The sequence below is a fragment of the Maribacter sp. 1_MG-2023 genome (assembly GCF_030547005.1).
Classification (GTDB): Bacteria; Bacteroidota; Bacteroidia; order Flavobacteriales; family Flavobacteriaceae; genus Maribacter.
The window spans coordinates 1-26,227 of record NZ_JAUOPN010000012.1 but is presented as its reverse complement, the minus strand read 5'-3'; the positions used below and the strand labels follow the sequence as shown (position 1 = coordinate 26,227).

Below are 26,227 nucleotides of genomic sequence, written 5' to 3'. Positions count from 1 at the left end.
AATAATAATCATGAGCAAGTTAACAGTTGTAGCCAGAATAGTAGCTAAAGAAGAAAAAAGAGAATTTGTAAAAGCAGAATTATTAAAATTAATTCCAATTACAAGAGCCGAAAAAGGAAATATAAATTATGACCTACATCAAGATAATGAAAATCCAAACCTATTTTTATTTCATGAAAATTGGGAAAGTAGAGAGCTATGGCAAGAGCATATGAATAATGAACATTTAGCTGAATACTTAAAAGTTACTGATGGTGCTGTTGAAGAATTTATCTTAAATGAAATGACCGTTATTGGTTAATAGTTGTACGAGCGTATTCATAATCGGATACGTTTTTACTTTCAATACTAAATATTATGATATCTAATAAAAAAATAACCATTGGCGTAACGAATTTATCTTTTCACAGAATAGCGGCTTCATTAGTAACAAATATTCTCCTGGATATGGGTTTTGAAGTAAATCGTATTTATGAGCACCATGAAAAAAACTTCCAAAACCTAAAAGAAGGAAAGACAGACCTTTTAACATCTGCTTGGTTACCTTCTAGTCATGGTGGATATAGGGCAGAAGTTCAAAAAACGGTTCCACTTACAAATTTAGGACTTCATTACAAGCCTTATGCCTTATGGGGAGTTCCAGAATATGTTTCTGAAGAAGATGTAAGTGAAGTTTCAGATTTATTAAAACCAGAAGTATTAGCAAAAATGAATCGTAGAATTCAAGGTATTAATCCTGGAGCTGGTATAAGTCGTTTTTCTGCTCAAATGATTACCGATTACAATTTAGGTGAAGCTGGATACTCTTTTCATACAGGAACAGAAGAAGATTGTTTCAGTGCTTTTGAAAACGCCGTTGCTAATAAAGAGTGGATTGTTGTGCCTTTATGGAAACCACAATTTTTACATTATAAACACAAAATTAGAGAACTTAAAGACCCAAAAGGTTTATTAGGAGTTGTGGACGAAGCTGTTTTATTAATTAGAGATGATAAAAAAGATTTATTCTCTTCAGAGCAATTAAAAGTTTTAGACAGCCTTCGTTTTGGCAATGATGTTATCGCTGAATTGGATTATAAAGTAAGCGTTGAAGGTATGGACATAGATAAAGTAACCAAAACTTGGTTAGAACAAAATAGATAATTTAAAAAAAACATATAATGAAAGCAATAGGATTTAAACAATCATTACCAATACAAGAAGAAAATAGTTTCATTTTATTTGAAACAGAAAAACCAAGTCCAACAGGATTTGACATTTTAGTTAAAGTTCAAGCAAACTCTGTAAATCCAGTAGATTTTAAAATTAGAGAATCTGCTGCAAAAGATGCAGTTTTAGAAACACCAAAAGTTATTGGGTGGGATGCTGTAGGAATAGTGGAAGCTGTAGGTGAAAAAACATCAAAATTTAAAGTAGGTGATGAAGTTTTTTATGCAGGTGACATTACACGAAGCGGAAGTAATGCTGAATTTCAATTAGTCGACGAGCGTATAGTAGGTCGTAAACCAAAAAACCTAACAATTGCCGAAGCTGCAGCAATGCCTTTAACAAGTTTAACTGCTTATGAAGCAATATTTGATAGAATTAAAATTAATCCAGAAAAAGACCAAGGCAAAACTGTTTTAGTTTTAGCAGGTGCTGGCGGAGTTGGTTCTATTGCTATTCAATTGGCTAAAAAACTAGGAAATTTAACCGTAATTGCCACAGCTTCAAGACCAGATTCAATTGCTTGGTGTAAAGATTTAGGCGCTGATTTTGTGGTAAATCATCACAACTTAAAAGAAGAATTAGAAAAAATCGGGCATTCTCAAGTGAACTATATTTTGGATTTTGTGGACTTAGAAGGCTATTGGGAAACAGCTGCAGAAATTATAAAACCACAAGGACATATTGTTTCAATTACAGAAAGTAGTAAGCCGTTAAATTTAAACATTATGAAATCTAAGAGTGTTACTTTTTCTTGGGAATTAATGTACACACGCTCTATGTTTAACACAGAAGATATGGATAGACAACACGAAATTTTAAATCATGTTGCAGACTTATTAGACAATGGCACTTTAAAATCAACTTTAACAACCACACTTGAAGGGTTTACAGTAGCGAATTTAAAGAAGGCACATGAAGTACAAGAATCAAGTAAATCTATTGGAAAAACAGTTATTTTATTTTAATCAAAATAAGTTTATAAAATGAGTACAAAAAAAGTATTAGTAGCAGTAATCATTTCTTTATTATTTATAATAAATACAAATGGACAGGTAACAACCATTGATTCTGTAGCAACCTCTAAAGTCCAACATTTCAATTTTGATGACATGCCATCTGAAACTATTGGCGAAGGTATCAAGCGTAAATGGTTTCATGGAGAAAAAGGTCAAATGACCATTTTTAATTTAGAAAAAGGAGCACATATTCCTTGGCACAAACATCCAAACGAACAGATTACTTACATCATGTCTGGTAAAGTAAAAATTAAAACCATAATTGATGGAAAAGAAACTATTGTTGAAGTTGGAGCAGGAGAAGTTATCGTGTTCCCTGAGAATGTACCACATGAATTTTGGGCTTTAGAAAAAACGGTTGATTTAGACGTACATGTTCCTGTTCGTCAAGATTGGTTAACTAAAGAACTGCCAGATTATTTAAAAAAAAGCAAGTAAAATGAAAGATTATATAATCACTTTAAGCCTAATTATAACAGTTATGACAACAAATGCTCAAACAGTAATAACAGATTCTGAAGTTTTTGCCACTACAGAGCAGGCAGTTGGTAATATTACATTTACAAACTCCGGAGATTTAGTGTATAGTCATCATCCTTTTTTTGCACCAGAAAACAGAGTCATGATTATGGATGCTAAAACCAAGGAAAGCAAACCGTTTCCTAATAAAGCATGGAATACACCAAGAGACACAGACGATAATTTTTTAAGTAATGTCCTCGGAATAAGAAATGATAAAAATGGCATTGTATGGATGTTAGATATGGCACAACGTGATAATGTAACACCAAAAATTGTAGGTTGGAACACTAAAACTAACCAATTAGAGCGTATATATTACTTACCAAAATCTTCAGTTCCAAAAGAATCACAACCTAATGATATGGTTGTTGATACTAAACATGAATTTTTTATTATTGCTGATGAAGGCATTGGAAATGGAGGAGATGGCAGTAAAGGGGCTTTCATTATTGTGGATATGAAAACAGGTAAAACACGTCGTTTACTGGAAGGTAGACGCACAACCTTACCAGAAAACACACCAACAATAATTAACGGAAAACATTTAGCTGTAAATGATAAAGATTTATTGGTTGGTAATGATGGTATTACTGCAGATGCTAATTTTGAATATATTTATTATGGTCCGTTAAACGGAACTAAAATATACAGAATTAAAACGTTAGATTTAGTAAATGAAGTATTAAAAGAAGAAGCATTAGATAGTAAAATCGAAACCTATTCCGAAAAACCAAACAATGGCGGAATGAGTATCGATACAGCAGGCAATATTTATTTAACAGCTTTAGAAACCAATAGTGTGGCTGTAGTTTTGGCAAAAGATAAAAGCGTAAAAACCATGGTTAAAGATGCTAATATGGTTTGGCCAGATGGTGTAAGCTACAATCATGTAGATGGTTATATGTACGTTTCCGCAGCACAAGTAAACAAAGGTGCTGCGTTTAATGATGGCAAAGATTTATCTACAAAACCATTTTACATTTTCAGATTTAAACCTATTACAACAGGGGTTTCTTTTAGATAATTTAAAAGTTAATTTCAGATTAATGGTTTCTTAATTATACTTAAAGCAATCCAAAATATCCTATAACGACCGTTTTTGAAAAAAAAACATATAAACAATGACAAATAAAAATATACTCGCACAAGTCCGTGCACTTACTTTACCTTCTCGTGAAGCCTCGTTAAATCGTGAAGCTTCAGTTTCACACTTTTGGAATAGTAACCGAAATCTACTTGAAGAGGCATGGGCTGAATGGGAAATTGAAAACAAAGACAATTTACTAGTTCCTGATGAGACGTTGCTAGATCCACGTTTGCAAAAGGCGATTAAAGAAGCTTGGGAAAATCCAGAAAAAGAAAATGCTGTTGCCGATTTATGGGAAGAAATTAGTCCTGGTGTTTATGTTGCTCAGTTTTTTAACCCAGAACGCTTAGCGGATTTTCGTAAATATTTAGAAGCTGTAGTAAATTCACAAATACCTAAACGAGCACCATACGGAATACAATTGAATCGTTATGGAATTATGCTTGATCCACGCTCAGAAGGTTATCTTGCAGCACCGAATTTTCAAGCATTTTATAACGATATTATGGACCGTTATATGCGTCCGATTGCACGTTTGTTATTGGGGACTTATGGTTATGACAACCAAACATTTGGTTTTTCTATTCGGTACAATCCAGATAAAGACAAGGATTTAAATGGTCACACGGATGCTTCTGCTGCGACTTTGAATATCAACATTAACTTACCCGGTGAAGCATTTACAGGTTCGCAAGTTGATTTCTATGATAAAACCACAGGAAAAACAGTGCAAACTACGTTTGAATCAGGGAAAGCAATAATTCACAGAGGTGATGTAGCACACGCTACGCATCCAATTATTAGTGGGCAACGTAGTAATTTGGTAGTGTGGTTATACGGAGACCGTATGCAAATTCCAAGAGGTGGAGCAAGTAGCTACGGTAGTGTCGATAACTCAGAGTCTAAAGTTGTTACATCTGAAAGTATTAGTCCTCGTGAGCGTTGGAGTATGCCAAAGAGTACCAAAGATACCTTTGCACCTTTTTAAAAGGATTAGAAAACGTTTATCTTGCTTTAGGCAATGATTATATGGAAAAATAGCTACTGGACTATTTATTAGAATTTTATAATAAAATTCAAAAAAAAATAAGAAAATGTCACCTTGAGCGCAGTCGAAAGGTTTTATAGTTCGCATCTGAACTCAAGGTGATATTTTAATAAAAAAAATTATGAGTAAAACAATAATAATAACAGGAAGTACAGACGGTATTGGAAAGTTAACAGCTTTTAGTTTAGCCGAAAAAGGACATACAGTTTATGTACATGGAAGAAATGAAGCAAAAGTAGACGCGGTTGTTTCTGAAATAAAAACAACAACAAATAATCAGAATATTTATGGTTTAGTTGCTGATTTTTCCGATTTAGAAGCTGTTTTAAAATTAGCAGAACAGATTAAAAAGGACATTCCTAAAATAGATATACTAATCAATAATGCAGGAATTTTTAAAACGAAAGACGTTCAGAATAAAAACGGATTAGACATTAGAATGGTGGTAAATTATTTAGCACCTTATGTGTTGACAAATGCCATATTAGAAAACATTAAGCAATCCGAAGCGCCAAGAATTATTAATTTAAGTTCTGCTGCACAAGCACCAGTTTCTGAAGCTGTTTTAATAGGGAAGGAGCAAGACTCTGCAAATAGCACCTATGCGCAAAGTAAATTAGCATTGACGATGTGGAGTTTTAATCTAGCAAAACAAGAGCCAAAAATTACGGTTATAGCAGTTAATCCAGGGTCGTTATTAAATACAAAAATGGCTAATGAAGCCTATGGTCAGCATTGGTCTCCAGCAGAAAAAGGAATGGATATTTTATTAGATTTAGCATTGTCTGATGATTATGAAAATGATTCAGGAAAGTATTTTGACAATGATAAAGGGGATCCAAAAGGATACTTTTCTCCAGCGCATCCTGATACTTATAGCTCTGAAAAAATTAAAATATTATTAGATTTAACTGATAGCTTAATTGGAGTTTAATGGCCTCATAAAATTTTGGTAAAACAATAGGCGAAAAGAGCGTACATATTTTAGGGGTTTAGTAATACAGTTTCTTAATAATTTCGATTATACAAGGGATTTCAAACAATGTTAACCAGTTACAAGGTTTCCTAAAATATAGCGAATAAGCCGTAAATTGTTTCCAAAAGTTTATGCAGCCTTGAATTTTTGTTTCTTTTGTTTCAAGACAAAAGATAATGAATCAATAAAAAAAAGATTAATTGAAGTTCTACATATAACAAGTGCATAGAATTTTATTTTTACTCACATATTTAATTATTTGCAGAAACTTCAAATGTGTTCGTGAATCTCCTAAAAAGTCGATTTCTTAAAATTTATGCTCTTGTGGCAATCCACGAGAATCGTCTAAAATTTTTTATTACGTACATTTTATCGAATACGCGATTTTTAATAAGAGCAAAAAGGTTAGCTTTTATTTTGGCGTTGGCAAGCGGTGGATAATTGTGTGTAAAATAAATTGCCAGAGCAATTTGATTTTATAAAACAATCGAGCGCTTGGTAGCGGCTATTTTACATAACGGCTAATTATAGATACAAATGTTTTATAAACGCTGCGAAGCAAACCGCTTAATAGTTTAATGACCCAAGTTCCAATTATTCTAATGAAAACGAATGCTTCTGGGATATTTTACATAATACTACATTATAGCTATCAAATGGACTTCTCCCTTAAATAACCAAATGATAACATTTGTACTATAATGTTCTGCGTTATGTAACTTGAGCTTTGGTTAAAAGCGAAAGTTGTTACTACACTTTATTGAAAAAATTTCTTCTAATAAGTTTCTTTAAAAATGTAATGGAATACTCTTTGCCCAAGTGACGATAGGAGCGAAGTGGTAATGTGTATGGAATGGGAGTAGGTGTACAAATCTTCATTAACACCAAAAATCATAATTATTATAAACTTATACTATCCTTTTTCTACATAATTATAATTTTCAAAAAAAATATAATTATTTAAACACCTGTTAATCAATAGGTTGTTTGATATTATTAAAATTAGAAAGTAATTACAAAGAAATAAATTTGGTTATTACTTAAAAATATTACTATCTTTGTAGAAATTAGAAAATGATTACAAAGAAATTTTATGACGAAAATTAATCAAATAGCAGAAGTTCAATTTGGGCTTTACAAGAAAAAAAGCAAGAAAGGAGATACTAAATATCTTACTACTGGTCATTTTGACAATTTCTTAAATCCAACGCTATTTGATGACAGTTTCATCAACATTTCAGGTAAAGATACAAAGTTCTTATTACAACCTAATGATGTGATTCTTACTGGTAAAGGACAGCGAATTTTTGCTTGGAGCTACGATGAGTCATTTGGTAAGGTTGTTCCTAGCTCATTATTTTACATTATTAGAGCAAATAAAGAAAAGGTTTACAGCCGCTATTTAGCAGCTGTTCTTAATTCAGCACGAAAACGTTATGAGTTAGAATTACTTGGTGTTGGTTCTTCTATTATATCTATTGCAAAAAATGATGTTTTAGATTTTGAAATTCCGCTGCCTAGTTTAGAACAACAACAAAAAGTAATTAATGTATTAGCCCTTCTTGATGAAGAGATTGCTTTAACAAATAAAATTTTAGAAAAGAAAAACGCTCTAAAAAAAGGAGTTTTAAATGAATTAATAACAAATAAAATGGAATTATAAGACATAAAAAAAGCCTTTAAAGCTGGTCGCCTTGAAGACTTTAGATTGGTATTGTTTATTCTCAGTGGCTTGTCACCGAACTGATAAAAACAATGTTCTTGGAAAAACAAATGTATACCAATCTTATGACATATCAAAATAATGATAAGTCTTGACTCGGATTAACACGCTCTACTCCGAGATATTGAGTGTATTTTTAAATTAATAAAAGTGTATAATAGAAACACAAATAGACAACCGTTTAGCGAAGCGGTTATTGAAGCCGTTTGGCAAAAAGGAAAAGTAGTAACTGGATATGACGCCAATAAATACAGAAAAGATGCTTGTGGCATCTGGATGGTAAGAAGTGCATACGGAAATACAAGTTCTGAGTATGGTTGGGAAGTAGACCATAACAAACCAGTATCAAAAGGAGGAACCGATAATTTATCAAACCTTCAGCCATTAAACTGGCAAAACAATAGGCACAAATCTGACAATTACCCTACGTGGTATTGCAAATTCAAAGCCGCATAAATTTTAATAACTAATCAGGAGAGGTACTAAAACTACCTCTCCTTAAATAAAATAAAAATGAGTAAACTCACACAAAGCGATATTAACTATAAAGTATGGAAAGCCTGTGATACCTTTAGAGGTACTGTAGATGCAGGACAATACAAAGACTACATACTTACAATGCTCTTTATAAAATACATAAGCGATGTAAATAAAGAGAAGAAAGAAGAATACGCAATAAAATACAATGGAGATAAAGCACGTATAGAAAGAGCTTTAAAACACGAACGCTTTTCACTTCCAGAAAAATCGTCTTTTGACTATTTATATGAAAAACGTAATGAGACCAATTTAGGTGATATCATTAATATTGGTCTGGAAGCATTAGAAGAAGCCAATAGAAGCAAACTAGAAAAGGTTTTTAGAAACATAGATTATAATAGTGAATCTAACCTTGGAGAAACGACAGATAGAAATAGGCGTTTGCAGCATCTTCTCAATGATTTTAAACAATTAGACCTAAGACCATCTAATCTAGTTGGTAACGATGTTATTGGTGATGCATATGAGTATTTAATTTCAAACTTTGCAGCTGGCGCAGGTAAAAAAGCTGGAGAATTTTATACAGCATCAAAAGTATCTCAATTATTAGCTAAACTTGTTGAGCCAAAAGCTGGAGATCGTATTTGCGATCCAACTTGTGGTTCTGGTTCTCTACTACTTAAAGTAGCAAAAGAAGTAGGTAGCACTAATGTATCACTTAATGGGCAAGAAGTAAATGGTTCTACCTATGCATTGGCACGTATGAATATGTTCTTGCACGAAATGGACAATGCCAACATTGAATGGGGTGACACATTGAATTCTCCAAAACTGGTAGAGAATGATGCATTAATGAAATTTGATATCGTAGTAGCAAATCCACCGTTTTCTTTAGATAAATGGGGCGCAGAAGATGCTTCTTCTGATAGATACAGTCGTTTTCATAGAGGCATACCACCAAAAAGTAAAGGAGATTACGCGTTTATAACGCATATGATAGAAACTTTAAATGAACACGGAAAAGCAGGTGTAATATTACCACACGGCGTTTTATTTAGAGGAAGTAGTGAAGGTAAAATACGCAAACAGCTTATAGATGAGAATCTCTTAAAAGCAGTTGTAGGCTTACCTTCTAATCTGTTTTATGGTACAGGTATTCCTGCTTCTATTTTAATTTTTGATAAAAATAAAGGAGATAATACAGAGATACTTTTTATTGATGCAAGTAATGAGTTTGAAAATGGGAAAAACCAAAATAGACTTAGAGATGAAGATGTAGAAAAAATCTATAACACTTTTGCTGAATGGAAAACTGTAGATAAATACAGCCATATTGCAACCTTGGAGGAAATACAAGAAAACGATTACAACCTTAATATTCCTAGATATGTAGATACGTTTATAGAAGAAGAGCCTGTTGATATTATGGAGACTCAAAAAGAGATAGTTGAGCTTAAAGTGAAATTAAACGAGGTAGAAAGCCAAATGGAGGTTTATCTAAAAGAAATGGGATATTAATATGAGTGAAATTATAAAAGAAAAATATAAGGACACTAAGTTAGGATTAATACCTGCTCACTGGGAGATAAAAACCTTAGGAGATATTGGGAAGACAATAAATGGATTAACATATAGCCCTAACGACATTCACAAGGATGGTGTTCTGGTATTTCGTTCTTCAAATGTTCAAAATCGACAAATTGAATTAGAAGACAATGTATTTGTAAGTGTTGATAAGGATAATTATAATCCTGTTAAAGAAAATGATTTGTTGATTTGTGTGCGAAATGGAAGTCGTTCATTAATTGGTAAAAACGCACTTATCAAAAAAGAACATGAAGGATTAGCTTTTGGGGCTTTTATGTCAATATTTAGAAGCGAAGACAATAGTTACTTGTATCAACTTTTTGATACAGATATCTATAACAGAGAGATTCATAGAAATTTAGGAGCAACAATCAACTCAATAAATGGTGGTAACCTAAAGAAATTCAAATTTCCTTTTCCTCCAAAAAAAGAAAGAGATAGAATTACCCAAATCCTCTCGCAATGGGATGAAGCTATTGAAACCAGCCAAAACCTCATTGAGAAATTAAAACTTCGTAAAAAAGGGTTAATGCAAGAGTTATTATCTGGTAAAAAGAGGCTTGACGGGTTTGATGAGGAGTGGAATGAAGAACCGTTGGGGAAATTTATAAGGTATACACCAAGACCAAAAGAAAAACCAAAGAATCATTATTTAGCTCTTGGTTTAAGGAGTCACGGAAAAGGAATATTTCATAAAAATAATTTTGACCCTGATTCTATTGCAATGGACACCTTATATGAAGTAAGAGAAAATGATTTAGTTGTTAATATAACGTTTGCTTGGGAACACGCTATTGCAATTGCAAATAGTAAAGATGAAGGTGGTCTAGTTTCTCATAGATTTCCTACATACACATTTGTTAAAAATCAGTCTGACCCTATCTTTTTTAGATATTATGTTTTACAAAAGAGGTTTAAGTACCTCTTAAATGTAATTTCTCCAGGAGGTGCCGGTAGAAACAGAGTGATGAGTAAAAAAGACTTTCCAAAATTGTTAGTTAAAGTCCCACAATTTAACGAACAAGTTGCAATAAGTAATGTATTAAGTTCTGTTGATAATGAAATTGAAATAATGTTAGAAAGATTAAAGACTCAGAAAACACAAAAGAAAGGACTGATGCAGCAATTATTAACTGGTCAAAAGCGCGTAAAAATAGATTAGATATGGAAGAAAGAATTGTACAAGCGTTTATCACAGCTTTTGAACCGCGATTTAATTTGATTGTAAATGGATTAGGCAATCACATACATAGAGTTGATATTTCTGATGTTAATACTAGAATGATTCGAGCATACGATGAGAGTATTCTTGAAATAGCAATAGATAGAGAGTTAGATACTGATATGGAAGTTGTATTTACGCAGCCTCGTGCACAAGGTCGTATATCTTATGGGCTATACCTAAAAATGCAAGTATTTCCTGTTTTTAGTGAATATTCACAACAGCTTTTTGTACGTATTCAAGAATTAAATACAAAAAGAGATGAGTAGAAATGAGCAATGGAATACATACTACACTAAAGGGATTAAAAAAAAATCTCTTTATAGATATATGGCTAAAGACAAGTTGTTGAGTTTACTCACAACTAAGTCTGTTTATATGCCTACTATGGATAGGTTTGATGATAAACTAGAAGGGATTTCAACATATAATATTACAGAACTTCAAGTTCATTACGAAACTTGTTTCATTGACCGAGAAGATGAGATTGCTCCTGCTATGCTTAAAGATTGGAAAGAGCAAAAAGAAAAGTCTGCATATCATCTTAAAGCAATCAGTAAGAAGATGATTTGGAATCAAAAAGCACATTATGTAAGCTGCTGGTTCAATTCAGATAGAGAGTCTGATGGAATGTGGCGCAACTATGCTAAGGAGAATGGATTTGCTATTAAAGTCGATAGAAAAAAGTTTCAAAAGAAGGTGAAACAATCTTTGGGGATTAATTCGCTTTCGCAAAAGCAAAACCTAATTCTTGGAAGGGTAAAGTATCAAGATTTCCCTAGAGTCATTGAAGATGAACAAGGTAATACAGTATTACATCTGGCTTTTAGAAAAGATGAGTCTTTTGAGCACGAGAGAGAATATCGTATGGTACTCGTAGACAAAAGTGAAGGTGATAAACCAAATCACTTTTTATATGAATTAGAAAATTTTGAAGAACTAGACATCACAATCATTGCGCATCCAGCGATGAAGGACGATGTATATCTAAAATCAAAAGCGGAGTTTGAAGCTTTAGGTGAACACATTAAAGTTAAAAAGTCTGAATTAGAACCTTTTTATCAATTAATTGATAGAGTAAAAGAATTATAAATATGAGCACACCATCATACATAGAAGACAACGTGTCTCAGATACCAGCATTGCAATTGCTTATAAATATGGGCTATAGCTATGTAAGTCCAAAACAAGCAGAACAATTGAGAGGAGGGAAGTCACAGGTAGTCTTCACTGAAATATTGCGGAAACAGTTAACGGAAATTAACATCATTAATCGTCGTGGTAAAGAATATGATTTTTCAGATGCTAATATCAATTCTGCTGTATTGGCTGCAAAAGACTTGCCTATACAAGATGGTTTTATCAATGCAAATAAAGCACTCTATGATTTAATTACACTAGGTAAAGCATTTGAACAAAGTATCGATGGTGACAAAAAAAGTCATACAATTAACTATATAGATTGGGCAAATCCTGAAAATAATGTGTACCACGTTACAGAAGAATTCCCTGTATTAAGAACAGCTAGAACAGATACTTACAGACCAGATTTGGTACTGTTCATCAATGGTATTCCTACTGTGATAATTGAGTGTAAAAGTCCATCATTAGGAGGAATAAAGCCGCCTGTAACTTTAGCTATTGAGCAACATACTAGAAACTTTAGTAAAGACGGTATTAGGTCTCTTTATATGTATTCAAATTTGCTAATTAGTATTGCTACCAACAGTGGTAAGTATGCAACTACGGGAACAAGTAAAGAGTTTTGGGCAAAATGGACAGAGCAGTTTACGTCTAGTGAAGAAGAAAAAAACTACTGGTCTAGACTTAAAGAACTCAAAAACAAACCTCTTGACGAAGCCCAAAAGAATATGGTATTTGAGGAAAGAGCAGAATATGTTCGCAGAAGTTTTGATGGCATAGACACAGAAGAACGATTATTTACAGAACAAGATAAATTATTATACAATGTATGTCGTCCAGAACGATTGCTAGATTTAATTTTAAACTATACGCTGTATGATGATGGAATTAAAAAAGTAGCTAGATATCAACAATATTTTGCAGTTAACAATACGATAAGTCGTGTAACTAAATTTGATAAAACAGGGAAACGTAAAGGTGGAGTGATATGGCATACACAAGGAAGTGGTAAATCACTTACTATGGTTATGCTTGCTCAAATGTTGGCGTCAAATCCGCACATCTCAAACCCGAAAATTGTTTTAGTTACAGACCGTGTTGATCTTGACGACCAAATTTCAGACACTTTTAAAAAGTGTAAAAAAGAAGTTCGTCAAGCTAAAACAGGTTCGCATCTTACAGAATTGCTAGAAGACAGCAATGATGCTATTATTACAACCATTATAAATAAGTTTGAAGCAGCGGTAAAGAACAACAAGAAACCATTCACTTCAGCAGATATCTTTGTATTAATTGACGAAGGACACAGAACGCAATATGGTACATTTAACGTAAGTATGCAGCGTGTTTTTCCTAATGCGTGTTTTCTTGCTTTTACAGGTACACCTTTAATGAAAAAGGAAAAGAGTACAGCAAGTAAATTTGGCGGATATATTGGTAAAGCATACACCGTAAAAGATGCTGTAGATGATGGTGCTGTAGTACCATTGCTCTACGAAGGAAGGCATAATCAAATTACACTTAATGAAGCACCAATAAATACCTATTTTGAAAAACTTGCAGATCGCAACAACCTTACAGAAAGAGGACGTGCTAAATTAAAGCAAAAATTCAATACCGTAAATGAGCTAAATAAAACAGACCAAGTAATATATGCTAGAGCTTGGGATATAAGTGAGCATTACACAGAATTTTTTCAAACACATAGTGATAATTATAAGCCAAAAGCACAGTTAGTTGCACCAACGATTAAAAGTGCCTTATTGTATAAAAAATATTTGGATGAAATTGGTTTGGTAGATTCAGAGGTAGTTGTCACACAATCTGACCAAAGAGAAGGAACTGAAGATGGGTTTTTTAATGAGAATGAGGATAAGAGGAGGGAAGATGAGTATCTCAACGCAATGATAGATAAGTATGGTGATTTAAAAAAATACGAAAAGAGTATTATAAATCAGTTTAAAAAGCGTGATAAGCCAGAAATATTAATTGTAGTAGCAAAACTTTTAACTGGTTTTGATGCACCTAACAATACAGTATTATATTTATGCCGTTCGCTTAAAGAACATACATTACTGCAAGCAATTGCTCGTGTTAACCGTGTATATCCTGGTAAAGATTATGGTTACATTGTAGATTATTACGGTAATCTTGAAAACCTAGACACAGCTTTAAGTACTTACTCGAATTTAGAAGGGTTTGAAGAAGAAGACTTAGAAGGAACGCTAACTAATATCAGTGATGAAATTGGTAAGTTATCACAAGCTCATTCAGAATTGTGGGATATTTTTAAAACATTAAAAGGTAGAAATCTAGAAGCAACAGCTTACGAAGAACACTTATCGCCAGAAGATGTAAGAAACAAGTTCTACAATAAAGTTTCGCAGTTTGCAAGATTACTAAAACTCGCTCTTTCTTCGGTTGATTTTGTTACTAATACAGATGAAAAGAAGATAGATACATATAAAGGTGATGCTAAGTTCTTTTTGAAATTGCGTGTAGATGTAACCAGACGTTACAATGATGATATAGCATACAAAGAGTTTGAACCTCAAATACAGAAACTCATTAATAAGCATATTACTACTGATGGAGAAGTTATGCGGATTACAGAGTTAGTTGATATTTTTAATAAAGAGGAACGAGATTCTCAGGTTGAAAAAATAATAGGAAAAGCAGCACAAGCTGACCATATTGCTAGTAGAACTGTTAAAGCTATCAATATAAAGATGCAAGAAGACCCTATTTATTATAGAAAACTTGCAGACCTAATCAAAGAGACTATTGCAGCCTATCATCAAAAACGTATAGACGAAGCGGAGTACTTGAAAAGAGCTAAAGAACACGAAGATAAATTTTTTAATGGACGTTCAAAAGAAGCACCAGATGAGTTGGTAGACAATACAGTGGCTTTAGCATTTTACAACTTTAGCACCTCTGTTTTTGAAGATGTCGAGCTATTAAAAACATCATTTCATATTGAAGTAAGTTTGGCTATTGATAAAGCGGTAAAAGAGCATATTTATCTTAATGAGAAAAAGATAATAGACTGGCATAAAAATGAAGATATAACAGGAAAAATCAATATCGAATTAGGCGATGTAATTTATGATTTACATCAGAAATTTGACATTGACACAGACTGGGATAAAATAGATTATCTCATTGGCGAATGCTTGAAAATTGCAATACTTAAATACAAGTAACTTATGGAGTTAAAGAGTATTCCATATGGTAATTCAAGAATCGATTTTAGTTTAAAGCGAAATGACAGGAAGACACTAGGTATTAAGGTATATCCAGATGGTTCTACCGTTGTAACAGCGCCAATAGAAACACCTTACGAAAAAGTAACTGAAAAGGTAAAGTCTAAAGCACAATGGATAGATAAGCAAAGAGACTTCTTTATGTTCTTTGAGCCAAGGACAAAAGAAAAGATTTACGAGAGTGGTGAAAGCCATTTGTATTTAGGGAAAAATTATAGATTAAAAATTACTGAGTCAAATAATAATTCAGTCAAACTAAAAGGAGGTTATATCTTGATTGAAATTAAAGATAAGCACAATAAAAAATTGATTGAAAAGGAACTGAAAAAGTGGTACAAATCCAAAGCTATAATACATTTTCAAAATATTTTTGATAATAGACTGGGATTAGCTAAGGATCTGTCAGATAAAGAAACATCGTTAAAATATGAGTGGCTTAATAACCGATGGGGAAGTTGCTTTAAAAATGGAACAATTAGTCTAAATTTAGAATTAATTAAATCCCCAAAGGAATGCGTAGATTATGTTATAGTACACGAAATGTGTCACTTAGTGCATCATAATCATAGTAACAAATTCTATAAATTATTGGATAAAAAACTGCCAAAATGGAGAGATTCAAAAGATAAACTTGAAAGACTGTTGGCATAAAGTCAATACATAATGTACATTATTATGTAAAATAGAATCTCGATGTTAAACTTGGCCTCATAAAATTTTGGTTAAAACAATAGGCGAAGTGAGCGTCCATATTTTAGGGGTTTAGTAATACTGTTTCTTAAGAGTTTTAATTGTATAAGGGATTTCAAAGCAATGTTAATTAGTTACAATGTTTCCTAAAATATAGCGAATGAACCGTTAATTGTTTCTCCAACGCGCCAGCTCGCTGCTTCACTAAAAATACACTTTGGGTGTATTTTCTTAACGTTTGCCCGTATGTAGTCTTGATTTTTTTGTTTCTTTTGTTTCAAGACATTATTTTAAAGAATTGATTGAGTATTAATTTTTAAAATACAAATAATGAAACTTTAAAAAAGGACTAATTGGAGTTCTACATATAACAAGTGCATAGAATTTTGTTTTTTTCAAAATTTATGCTCTTGTGGCAAGCTTACGAGAATCGTCTAAAATTTTTTATTACGTACATTTTGTCGAATACGCTATTTTTAATAAGAGCAAAAAGGTTAGCTTTTATTTTGGCGTTGGCAAGCGATGGATAATTGTGTGTAAAATAAATTGCCAGAGCAATTTAATTTTATAAAACAATCGAGCGTTTGGCAGCGGCTATTTTACATAACGGCTAATTATAGATACAAATGTTTTATAAACGCTGCGAAGCAAACCGCTTATTTGTCAAACTTCATTTAAAATCTATACTCCAAAACTTCATAAAATTCATCCAAACTAGACCTATATCTAGATAATAATGATTTTGCCGTATTAATTTAAAATTGTAATAATTTCAAGAATTTAAAAATCCATCATTTAAAATTAAAGTATTATTTAGATTTATTTCTGTGAATAGAAGTTTAATTTTTAAATGAAGGTTTACACATAATTACTTTGTTATAATTCTCCTGCAGACCTTATAACGTAACTATGTAAAATAGTGCAGAAATACGCTATCCACAAAACTACTATAATTGTACTATAATGAGTTATGTACAACATGGGCTTAGGTTAAAAACGCACCTTAAAACAACAGTTTCTGAAAAAAAATTATCGAAAATTTTTCTATACTTAGTTAATGAAACACTCTTTTTATGAAAGGGCAGAGGAGTTAATGAAAATGCGTCTTGAATGGAGTATATATTAAAAGTCTATTTTTCGAGTTACTATTTATATTTCTTCTTCTACGTCATCTCTTCCTATCTGTAATTCTAATTTAATCACTTAGTAAAATTGTTTTATGGTGACCAGATAATAACATGCCTTTGTACCCATTGCAGCATGTCTCGCCTTCTAGGATGGTTGGCATATACACTATTTATGATGTCGTTTAATGTAGTTCTAATATTGCCTCCATGTAATCCACGATTTCCAGCAAATACCCATTTGAGACCGTTGGGAACACCACCACGATTTGGTCCCAGAGCTTGTTGGCTAAATAATAGATTTAGGTCGTAGGAAAGTTGTCTACGTAATTCACTGTTATTCGATAGTTGCATTACATTTTTAAATTCAAATTTGACATTGTTCCATAGAAGATCGCTATAGCGTCTTCCTCTGTGAGATTGTTCAAAAACTAACCTACTCGCTTGACTAACAGGAACATGTCTCGAAACCCATTGCATTACAAATCTCGCTCCTCTTTGTTGATTCCCACCCATTACATAATTTAGAACAACTCGATCGAAATGTTGTGCTTGTGAGAACTCATTAATAAATTTTAAAATTTTACGGCTTTGAATTCTTCCTATAGATTGAGCATAATCTCTGTTTAGAAGAATAGTTTGAAGTTGAGTTCTAGCACCTTGTGATAATTCTCGAATCCTATTTAATTGTTGGGCATTTATCGGGTTACTATAACGAGATGGCAAACTTTGAGCAATATTGTTTAGTTCTCTTTCTAAGATTCCAAGAATCCTATTTGCTTCCGATATTTGATTTGTGGTTAAAGGATTTCCTCTTCTTACACTAGTTAAGATTCGATCAAGTGATTGAAGTGAAGAGTGATTTAGAGTTTGTAGAGCTGCTCTAATATCGTCATATCTCCCTCTCCTAATTAAATTTGATAATTGCAGAAATGATGATCGTACACCTCTTCCACCCAATGATAATAGTAAAGTCGCTAGCCTTCCAATAGGTGCAATGGCTATTGAAATAGCAATTTCTCTTCCTGCTACTGTTAATATTTGAGTAAATGCCTCTTCTAAATTTTCTCCGCCCCTTCGGATTATATCACCATAAATTTCTTGTCTACTTGGAATACCTTCAAGACCGCCTTGACCTGTATTTTCCCCATCAGGAGGAGAAACTAACCATCTTAAATTTCCATTTCGATCTCTAATACTTCGAAATACTAGGCCTTGGAGTGATGGATTTCCATCGGAGACAGCAGAAACAATAGAATCAAAACTATTTCTAAGAACAGCAGAGTCGTTGCTAGATACACCCGAAGTTGCTCTGCCATTGATAAAAAAAGTAATATTTCCTTCTTCATCTACATCTTGAAAAGTAGACGTTGCCCTATTTTGTGTACCTCGCACGCGTTCAACTCTCCTCGTATCCTCAATTTCTCTGATTCGCTGTTGTAATGAAAGGTTTTCACTTCGAATCCTGTCTAGAGCTCTTTGTATTTCATCAGGATCCATAGCTATTCATCAATATTTATAGAATCAATTCCTTTAACAACAATACTTTTATCTACATCATTATCATCGAAATTAGGTATTAGACCAACCATTGGACCTGCATGACGTAAATTCTTTAGACGAGCTTCACGAACCTCTTCTTGTACTTTAAGAACATCCATTCCACGATGAGCAAGTTTAAAGTCTTCTAATAGCGTCGTTTCACCTTTAAGTGCTTCCATGTAAATTTGTCCTGTGGGTAGAATAATTTCTTGAGTATCAGGTACTGGAGATGATAATGATTTTGCAAGAATCTCACTTAAGGTTGTACGATCTTCTTCACTTAGCGTTTCATCTTCCCAAACTTCTTTGGCATAGTCTATAAGCTCAGCCGAAGTCACACCTATATCTAAAGCAGGATCACGCACTCCAAGATAATCATCTACAAATTCTCGCATCATATAATCTGTAACGTGAGTACAATCCTTTAAAGGAAATACCGCATAATTACCTTTAAAACCGAGTAATTGATCAACATGAGCAATACTGCCAAGTGGTACTTTATCTTCATCAGAGAAACTAGTAATATCTGGAGGAACTGGAGGATCGCAATGTATTTGATAAGGGTTACCTTGGCGCTCAACCCCTGGCGGCATGGGCCAAATGTTTTCCCAACGTGATAGTGAGCATGTCACCTTGCCAGCACCAACGTGGTAGACCATTTTTTCTGCCCATTCAAAGAACCATTGATCTGGATGCTTCATTTCCCAAATAGCATGCATATAGTGAAAAATATTCTGACGAATATGTAATAATAATTGTTTTACTTGAGTGTCTTTTTGTGCAATTGTCTTTAAAGCATCGGCATATTGTTGTCCAGCTTCTCGCGCTTCTCGTTTTGCGGCTCTCTGTGCAGTAGCAAGTTCTTCTGCCCGTTGGTCCACATGTTTCAGACGTGATTCTGCAGCCTTAATCATAGACTCATAAAGTGCACCCTGATCAGGTTCGTTATCACCTCCAAATATTGAAAATCCTCCAGACAGAAAGAAGTCTTTAACTTTATCACTCGTACTTTCTTCACCAGCTTCAAAATCGTCAGCCTGTTTTTGAAAATTTATTAATTGAGAACGAAGTGCTGTACGATCGCTTATTACAGCATCAAACTCAGTTGTTATTGCAGACATTGCTGCTTGTTCTCGCTCATAAACTGATTTTTTAACATGAATATCGACAGCTTCAGATGAACGTCCATTTTCAATTATGTGAATGGCTTCTTCAAATGCATCATCTAATAGCGCTCTGCGTAAAATCCAAGCATATTCCAAAATCCAACCTTCCGTTAATTCATGAGGTGATGGCATATCTAATGCGAGCATAATTACAGGTGTTACACTTTCTAATCTTTGATGTACTTTGTAACGTCGTTCCAACTCATACATTAAATAAGTAACCGTAACCTCATTATTAGGATTATGAATTTTTTGTATTGATTCCAAACTATCTTCAGATTCTTGCGAGTTCTCAACACTTATCTCCCGCTCTTGTCGCACTTTTTCTGAAGCTTTACGAGTAGCTTCAGACATCTGTTTATGTTGTCGATTGGATTCTATTTTTTGATTATGAGAAAATTCGCTTGCACTATCTATTGACCCAATACCCAAAGTAAAAGATCCACTTGCGGACATTTTAAAGTTTGTATCGGTAGCTAATTTTGCAATCACATCAAGTTCACTTTTTACTGATGATGAACTTTCATAACTATTTTCAGTCAAGGCTTTTCGCATCTCTTTTTCTGCTCTAGTACGTTTTCGTTTTTGTGTAACTTTTAGTTCGCGTGTTTCTCCGGGTGCCAACGGTAGGGTAGAGATAAGACGCCCAACCTGATAATTAAGAGGTTTCCATTCTTGGCGATACTTAACAACAATACCGTAATTAACAGAATCTGCGGCATAATATTTAAATGAGTAGGGCTTACTTAATCTAGTACTGATATCAGATATAAGTCGCTGTAGTCTTCCAACACCATTCATACTACTAGGAGCTTCCTTTATACGAGTAGCTTCTGTTCTGCGTTCAATACGCTGAGCATTTATGTCATCAGGCCAACGTGTTGCAGCGTTTTCAAAATATTCTGCAAAGTTTATTTGTGCTCTTGGGGTTAATCGATTCCATTCAGCGTCAGTAAAGAATTCACTATATTTAGAAGGTACAGTTACCCACAATGCTTCAAAGGCTCCTAAATCATTTGAAATAGATAAGAAAAAATCTTCAAATTCTTGAATGTCTCTGAAGTCATCTGGTCGTGTAAATGTATGACCATAATCTAAATCAATACGGTTAATCTCATCAAACATGTTTTGAACATCTGTTTCAAGTTCTGCATCAAAAGCAGCCGTCCATACATCTTTGAAGGCAATTTGTAAATTATTAAAATCGCGGAATGCGGTCACATTTGCTGGGCCACTACCCATTTCTAATTCGTTAATGCGTGCTTTTATAGTTTGTAAGTCATCAATAACTGTTTTTTTCTCAGGATCTTCAAAAGCGGGTAACGATTCTATCTGTCCTAAAACACGTTCTTTGACAATTTGCATGGCTAAATCAACATCAGGTGGAGGAGGTGGTGTATTGGTTTCACATATAATAAGCTCTGGTTTACTGAAATCTGCGCTCTCTTTTTTAGCACGTGCATCGGTGACTAAAGTTTTTACTCGTTCATAGCTTACACCAAGACCCTTTATTTCTAATAAATCGCAAGCACTAACTGTTTCTTCTATAGTGACCATGCCGCTGGTAGGAATAGTAATATCTGGTAAATATCGAGCGAATTCCTGTTCTGTAAAATAGAGTACAGATGGAGGAATTGAGATTTTTCCTAAGTCAGAAACACTAGAATTTATGGTATTTCTTTGTATAAGGTCAGATTCACTAGCTGATAACGTTTTTGGGATAAAATTAGGGTTTTGGGCTAATGCCCTTGGGGTAAGCATTTTCGGGATTTTTTCGATAATCCCTGCACGTCGTTTACTGTTTTCCTGTGCATCGGCAGAGGAGAGGTCTTTAAAAAATTTATCGATATCCAAAGCCTTGATAATATCATTATTGACACCTGCCTTTGCAAAAAGACTTACTGGAATCTTAATGAAATAAGCTTCTTGTCTCCCTGCATTCCAATGCGGCATAAATGCAAAATGAACTATTCTTTGTGTTTCTGGTAGTCCAATCCCATATCCGCCAACATCAACAGAAATGTCTGGTCCTAGAACAATGAGTACTAAATCAGGACGTTTTTCTTTTTTTTCATCATTAAACGCCTCGTCCGAGAAAGAAAGTTCGAATTTACCTAATTGATCTGTGAGGACTGAGCCAAGTCTATCGCCAGAAGGAGCATCGCCTCTTAGCTCACGATCTTCCTCCTTGGCTGGTCCGAAAATCAGAGTAAATAATTTTTGAATATTCTCAGGTGAACTGGATGCTAATTGAGAATCGAAAAGTTCTGAAATAGGTAAGTCGCCCTCAAATTGATCTTTTATGAACTCCGTAATAGCTGAATCAATGTCAAATAATGCAACTTTTAAGTTTATAATTCCCTTTCCGTTATCAGCTCTTACTATCTGACCAGTCACTTTATTTTTTGCATCCATTGTAGGAAATTATGGATTAAAATAATGCCTAGTCTTTTTTTTGTATTGTTAGTAAATATCTGATTATAAATTAGTTATAAATATGTGTAGATAGTAAGTCAGACGGACAAAACTTTGTTTAAACTTGCGAGCGCATAGAAACTTACATTTATAAACATAAAAGTCAAACAGACTTAAAAAATGATTACTAGGAACATGAAGAGGTAACAAGTGCACAGAAATTTTATTTCTAAAATTTTGCGTTGTTGCGGTTGTCTGACTAGGATGCTGTGAAAAATTTATTGACTAATGAGTTCCTCATAAATCGCAAAATTCAAAAGAATCTAAAAGTTTTTTCTTTTTGGCGTTGGCAAACGGTTGCAAATTATAGATACAGCTAAAACGCTTCTAATATGGTCTCTGGGAATTTGAAACCTATAATTCTTCATTCAAAAAAGTGAACCAAGTCACATCAAATTCGTCATTCATCCCTATTAGTTTAGTATAAAAATAATCTTCATAACTATAGATTTATTTATAAGTATAAATGACAAAATGTACACAATTATCTGATAATCATATAATTGATTAATATTTAAATTCAATTTACTATCTTTATAAGTAATCATACCATTAATAATTAAACTAAATAAGGTGGAGATTGGATATTTACAAATTATCGGAGGTAAAGCATATGTGTTAAAATCTCTATTAGTTGATAACGGTATGAATATCAGAACTCTTAATAATGAAATTTCCAGAGCAAAAATTAATAAGACAGGTTTTTATCATACTCATAAAAAATTAGGGTCAACAGAAATATGGATTCGTTATGAAAGTATCCCTTTAAAACGATTAGAGAAGTTAAACCTTCCAACTGAAGAGTCTAAAATTATTGATTTGTTAGAGAATGCAGCTCCAAAAGACTCTTTCAATTCTTCGTTAGATTTTATTTTTCATCAAATTTGGATTGATCAAAACTATTGGACGCAATATATACCTCTATACAAAGAATATTTTACAGATATTGAGATTATAAACAACTATGCAAGAACACACGCAATAATCCAAGAAATACTATTTTCCATCAGATTTACATCTAAAAATCTAAAAGAAATCCATATTGCTTTTCAAAAATTACCAAAGGTGTGTTTTAAAGCAAAAAGCTACACTTATTTCTCAAGTAAAATAACCAAGTGCAATAGAGAAGGAATTGTTGAAAATTTAGTTCATGATTTTAGAATTAATGGTAGGAAACCATATAAAGTAAATTCAGTTGTAAAATCGCTTATAAAGGCTCATCGATTGAGTAGTAAAAGGTATAGTAAATATAAAATATTAGTTTTAGTCAATACACATCTTAAGCAGATAGGTTATCAAACAATTTCACAATCTACCGTAGATAGAATTTGTGATGATGTAGAATTTAGAAATAAATCGGATATACTAAGACTCGGACTAAAGTATGCCAATGATAATATAACTCCCTATTTAGCTAGAAAAACTCCTGATTTTGCGGGAGGTCTTTACCAAATTGATTCTTCGCAAGTGAATATATATTATAATAATGAAGGTACACCATCATATTTAACTTTGTGCGTTGTATTAGATGTCTATTCTAGAAAAATTATTGGTCATAGTATTGGAACTGTAGAAAATTTTCAATTGATAAATAATGCGATAAAAAGTGCATTTATAAATGGAGGAATTGCGCCAGATAACATATTAGTAGACAACCACAAGGCCTATCATTCAAATGAGTTTTCTTCTTTAAAAAGTAAACTAATGAGTTTGGGTGTAAACATTAGATATGCTAAAGTTAAAAATGCAAAAGACAAAGCTCATGTAGAAAGGTGGTTTGGTACATTTCAATCAAAATATTTGATTGAAGTTTATGGGTATCTAGGAGAAGGAATAAAAACTAAAAGAGAAAATGGTCGTGCTAATGAAAAACAAACTGCTAAGTATAGAAAATTTAAAAATCTTTATAAAAAGAAAGAATTAATAAGAGCTATTGATATTAAAATTAAAGAATACAATGAAGCTATTCACTCTGTAACACAGGATATCCCATACAGAGCATTTAAAATTTCAATGAAAACATCAAAAAAGACTATTAATAAATATGATATTGCTTTAATCTTTGGGCAAACAAAAACTATTAAAGTAAGAAATTCTAAAATTTTTATAACTGTTTTAGGTTCTAAACACTCATATACGATATATGATTTAAAAATATCCAATAAGGTAAACCGAACGTCTGTAAAAGTGCTTTATGATGAGTTTAATTTGTCCCAAGTGTTTATAAGTACCTTAAACAATGAAATGATAGGTGTTGTTTCTAGAGACACAAAAATAAATATCGTACCAATAAACAGTTCTGAAGCTAAAATATACCAAAGTCATAGTTTGAGAAATATTAGAAATGTAAAACAAAATTTAAAAGAAATTTATAAAGAGATAAAAGAGGGTTACGATGAAATAGAAGCTGCCCCAATTTTAGGCTTAGATGTAAAAACGAATTTAAAAATTAAAGAAACTAGTCAAGATAGTTTAAAAGATATTGAGAGTGAATTACTATCACTAAGAGTTATCAATCAAATTCCAAGTAATTCTGCATATGATGGAGATTTAAAAACCATACCTGAAATTATAGATGATAATATTCCATTCATACTTAAGAAAGTCAAATAATGGAAAAATTTAAAAAGCAAATATTCGAGTTGAGAAACTATGCACATATTCAAAAGGTATGTGAGTTTGCTCACAACAACTCTAAATTTTTAATAATTGCAGGGGAAACTGGTACAGGTAAAACCGAAGGTTTAGTAAGTTATAGTCAAAAAGATAAAGAAAATATTAAGTATATACGATTACGTAAAAGTATGACTACTCGAGATTTTTTTTCAGAGATAGCAGGTGTTTATAATTACAGAGGATATACAAGAAAATCTTTTTATCATTTTATGAATTGGATAAGAGATTACATTCAAGAAAGCAATGAAAAACATCTGTTAATTGTAGACGAGGGTGGTATGTTCGATAATGAACAATTAGGTTTAATTCATGAGTTAAGGGACTTAACAGAAAATAATTTGGGCATAATTTTAGCTGGTCCAAAATATTTTGTAGAAAAATTAAAAAATTGGAATACTGAACAAAAAAATGGTATACCAGAATTTTATAGAAGAATTAATCGCATAATACCGTTAAAGGACTTAACTAAAGAGGAAATTATTGGTGTATGTAACGCATATGGCGTGAAATCAAAAGATATTAATAACCAATTTTCTGATATTAAAAACATTGGTGATTTAACAAATAGTATCGAAAATTATCTCTATTTGAAAGAAAATTTAGCTATCTAAATTATCAATTAATTCTGATTTGAAATGAAAAAATTTAATCCTCCCTTCATCATCTCTTTCAACCCAAATTAAATCTTTACGCTGTAGGGAATTAATTATCTTCCAGATATTAGTATCCATTACATTATTATTAAAGATATGCTGATAAATGAGTGCTTTACTTTTAAGCTTTACTATTCCTTTTAAAACCCTTAACTCATTTTTATTTAATTGCTTAAGCCTAGTTTTAAGTGGTTTTGATAGCGTTATAGTTTCATCATAATTTGGGGAATATAATTTACATACATCACAAGTATCATAGTACCCTTGAAGGTATTGCATAAATTCCTTTCTATTATAGGCTGTAACCAAAATTGAATTAAAACACAATTTACAATGAGTTAAAGTCATCTTAACGCAAGAATTTGTTTGCACTTCTATAAAGGGAAATTCGCTCTCTTCATCAGTCAATGTAAGGTCTTCAAGAGAATAGTTGAAATCAGAAATATCAAAAGCCCAGTATCGAAAAATTTGAGCACTTAACTCCTCTGAAATATCCGGTGATACTATAATTTTATATTTAATTTTCTGATTATCCACTGTTGAATTAATGACATATATGTCATTATAAATATCCTAAATTCTTAAGACTTTTCAAACTATATGGGAGGTCATTTTAGAAACG

Annotated in this window: 20 protein-coding genes; 17 read left to right on the top strand and 3 right to left on the bottom strand. The window is 32.6% G+C overall.

All coding sequences use genetic code 11. The features are described 5' to 3' along the window. Window positions 1-10 precede the first annotated feature (10 nt). From Q4500_RS13500 to Q4500_RS13430, 15 genes are all read left to right on the top strand, one after another. A complete protein-coding gene (locus Q4500_RS13500) occupies window positions 11-301 on the top strand; it encodes a putative quinol monooxygenase (protein ID WP_088696690.1) in 291 nt (96 codons plus the stop codon). 56 nt (window positions 302-357) lie between these two features. Next, window positions 358-1,143, top strand: a complete 786-nt coding sequence (locus tag Q4500_RS13495) for a glycine betaine ABC transporter substrate-binding protein (RefSeq protein ID WP_303600172.1) — start codon at window positions 358-360, stop codon at window positions 1,141-1,143. A 17-nt stretch (window positions 1,144-1,160) separates the two neighbouring features. Then, entirely contained in the window at window positions 1,161-2,174 is a 1,014-nt protein-coding gene (locus tag Q4500_RS13490) for a zinc-binding alcohol dehydrogenase family protein (protein ID WP_088696692.1), read from the top strand. 18 nt (window positions 2,175-2,192) lie between these two features. After that, complete coding sequence (locus Q4500_RS13485) at window positions 2,193-2,663, top strand: cupin domain-containing protein (RefSeq protein ID WP_303600171.1); 471 nt, start codon at window positions 2,193-2,195, stop codon at window positions 2,661-2,663. Between the two features lies 1 nt (window position 2,664). Continuing rightward, window positions 2,665-3,771, top strand: coding sequence for an L-dopachrome tautomerase-related protein (locus Q4500_RS13480; protein WP_303600170.1), 1,107 nt, complete (start codon window positions 2,665-2,667; stop codon window positions 3,769-3,771). A gap of 97 nt (window positions 3,772-3,868) precedes the next feature. Beyond that, the gene (locus Q4500_RS13475) at window positions 3,869-4,822 is read left to right on the top strand and encodes a 2OG-Fe(II) oxygenase (RefSeq protein ID WP_303600169.1); all 954 of its coding nucleotides are present in this window, start codon (window positions 3,869-3,871) and stop codon (window positions 4,820-4,822) included. Window positions 4,823-5,003: 181 nt separating this feature from the next. After that, window positions 5,004-5,816 (top strand): SDR family NAD(P)-dependent oxidoreductase, encoded by an 813-nt coding sequence (locus Q4500_RS13470; RefSeq protein ID WP_303600168.1) that lies wholly within the window; start codon window positions 5,004-5,006, stop codon window positions 5,814-5,816. A 1,135-nt stretch (window positions 5,817-6,951) separates the two neighbouring features. Then, window positions 6,952-7,521 carry a restriction endonuclease subunit S gene (locus Q4500_RS13465; protein WP_303600167.1) on the top strand — a complete coding sequence of 190 codons (570 nt, stop codon included), beginning with the start codon at window positions 6,952-6,954 and terminating at the stop codon, window positions 7,519-7,521. A gap of 210 nt (window positions 7,522-7,731) precedes the next feature. Continuing rightward, window positions 7,732-8,037 (top strand): HNH endonuclease signature motif containing protein, encoded by a 306-nt coding sequence (locus Q4500_RS13460; protein ID WP_303600166.1) that lies wholly within the window; start codon window positions 7,732-7,734, stop codon window positions 8,035-8,037. 57 nt (window positions 8,038-8,094) lie between these two features. After that, on the top strand, window positions 8,095-9,579 hold the full coding sequence (locus Q4500_RS13455; protein WP_303600165.1) for a type I restriction-modification system subunit M: 1,485 nt from the start codon (window positions 8,095-8,097) through the stop codon (window positions 9,577-9,579). A gap of 1 nt (window position 9,580) precedes the next feature. After that, a complete protein-coding gene (locus Q4500_RS13450) occupies window positions 9,581-10,810 on the top strand; it encodes a restriction endonuclease subunit S (RefSeq protein ID WP_303600164.1) in 1,230 nt (409 codons plus the stop codon). A 2-nt stretch (window positions 10,811-10,812) separates the two neighbouring features. After that, window positions 10,813-11,139, top strand: a complete 327-nt coding sequence (locus Q4500_RS13445) for a hypothetical protein (RefSeq protein ID WP_303600163.1) — start codon at window positions 10,813-10,815, stop codon at window positions 11,137-11,139. Beyond that, window positions 11,132-11,962 carry a DUF2971 domain-containing protein gene (locus tag Q4500_RS13440; protein ID WP_303600162.1) on the top strand — a complete coding sequence of 277 codons (831 nt, stop codon included), beginning with the start codon at window positions 11,132-11,134 and terminating at the stop codon, window positions 11,960-11,962. Before Q4500_RS13445 ends, Q4500_RS13440 begins: the two co-directional genes overlap by 8 nt. 2 nt (window positions 11,963-11,964) lie before the next feature. After that, entirely contained in the window at window positions 11,965-15,219 is a 3,255-nt protein-coding gene (locus Q4500_RS13435) for a type I restriction endonuclease subunit R (protein WP_303600161.1), read from the top strand. 3 nt (window positions 15,220-15,222) lie between these two features. Then, the gene (locus Q4500_RS13430; protein ID WP_303600160.1) at window positions 15,223-15,930 is read left to right on the top strand and encodes a M48 family metallopeptidase; all 708 of its coding nucleotides are present in this window, start codon (window positions 15,223-15,225) and stop codon (window positions 15,928-15,930) included. A gap of 1,256 nt (window positions 15,931-17,186) precedes the next feature. Here the strand turns inward: Q4500_RS13430 and Q4500_RS13425 are convergent. After that, window positions 17,187-18,593 (bottom strand): hypothetical protein, encoded by a 1,407-nt coding sequence (locus Q4500_RS13425; RefSeq protein ID WP_303600159.1) that lies wholly within the window; start codon window positions 18,591-18,593, stop codon window positions 17,187-17,189. Between the two features lie 2 nt (window positions 18,594-18,595). Beyond that, window positions 18,596-22,198, bottom strand: coding sequence for a hypothetical protein (locus Q4500_RS13420; RefSeq protein WP_303600158.1), 3,603 nt, complete (start codon window positions 22,196-22,198; stop codon window positions 18,596-18,598). Window positions 22,199-22,849: 651 nt separating this feature from the next. Here Q4500_RS13420 and Q4500_RS13415 point away from each other — a divergent pair. Continuing rightward, on the top strand, window positions 22,850-24,889 hold the full coding sequence (locus Q4500_RS13415; protein ID WP_303600157.1) for a DDE-type integrase/transposase/recombinase: 2,040 nt from the start codon (window positions 22,850-22,852) through the stop codon (window positions 24,887-24,889). After that, on the top strand, window positions 24,889-25,563 hold the full coding sequence (locus Q4500_RS13410) for an ATP-binding protein (RefSeq protein WP_303600156.1): 675 nt from the start codon (window positions 24,889-24,891) through the stop codon (window positions 25,561-25,563). The genes Q4500_RS13415 and Q4500_RS13410 overlap by 1 nt, the downstream gene beginning before the upstream one ends. Here the strand turns inward: Q4500_RS13410 and Q4500_RS13405 are convergent. After that, on the bottom strand, window positions 25,552-26,142 hold the full coding sequence (locus Q4500_RS13405; RefSeq protein WP_303600155.1) for a hypothetical protein: 591 nt from the start codon (window positions 26,140-26,142) through the stop codon (window positions 25,552-25,554). The genes Q4500_RS13410 and Q4500_RS13405 overlap by 12 nt on opposite strands. Between the last annotated feature and the right edge of the window lie 85 nt (window positions 26,143-26,227).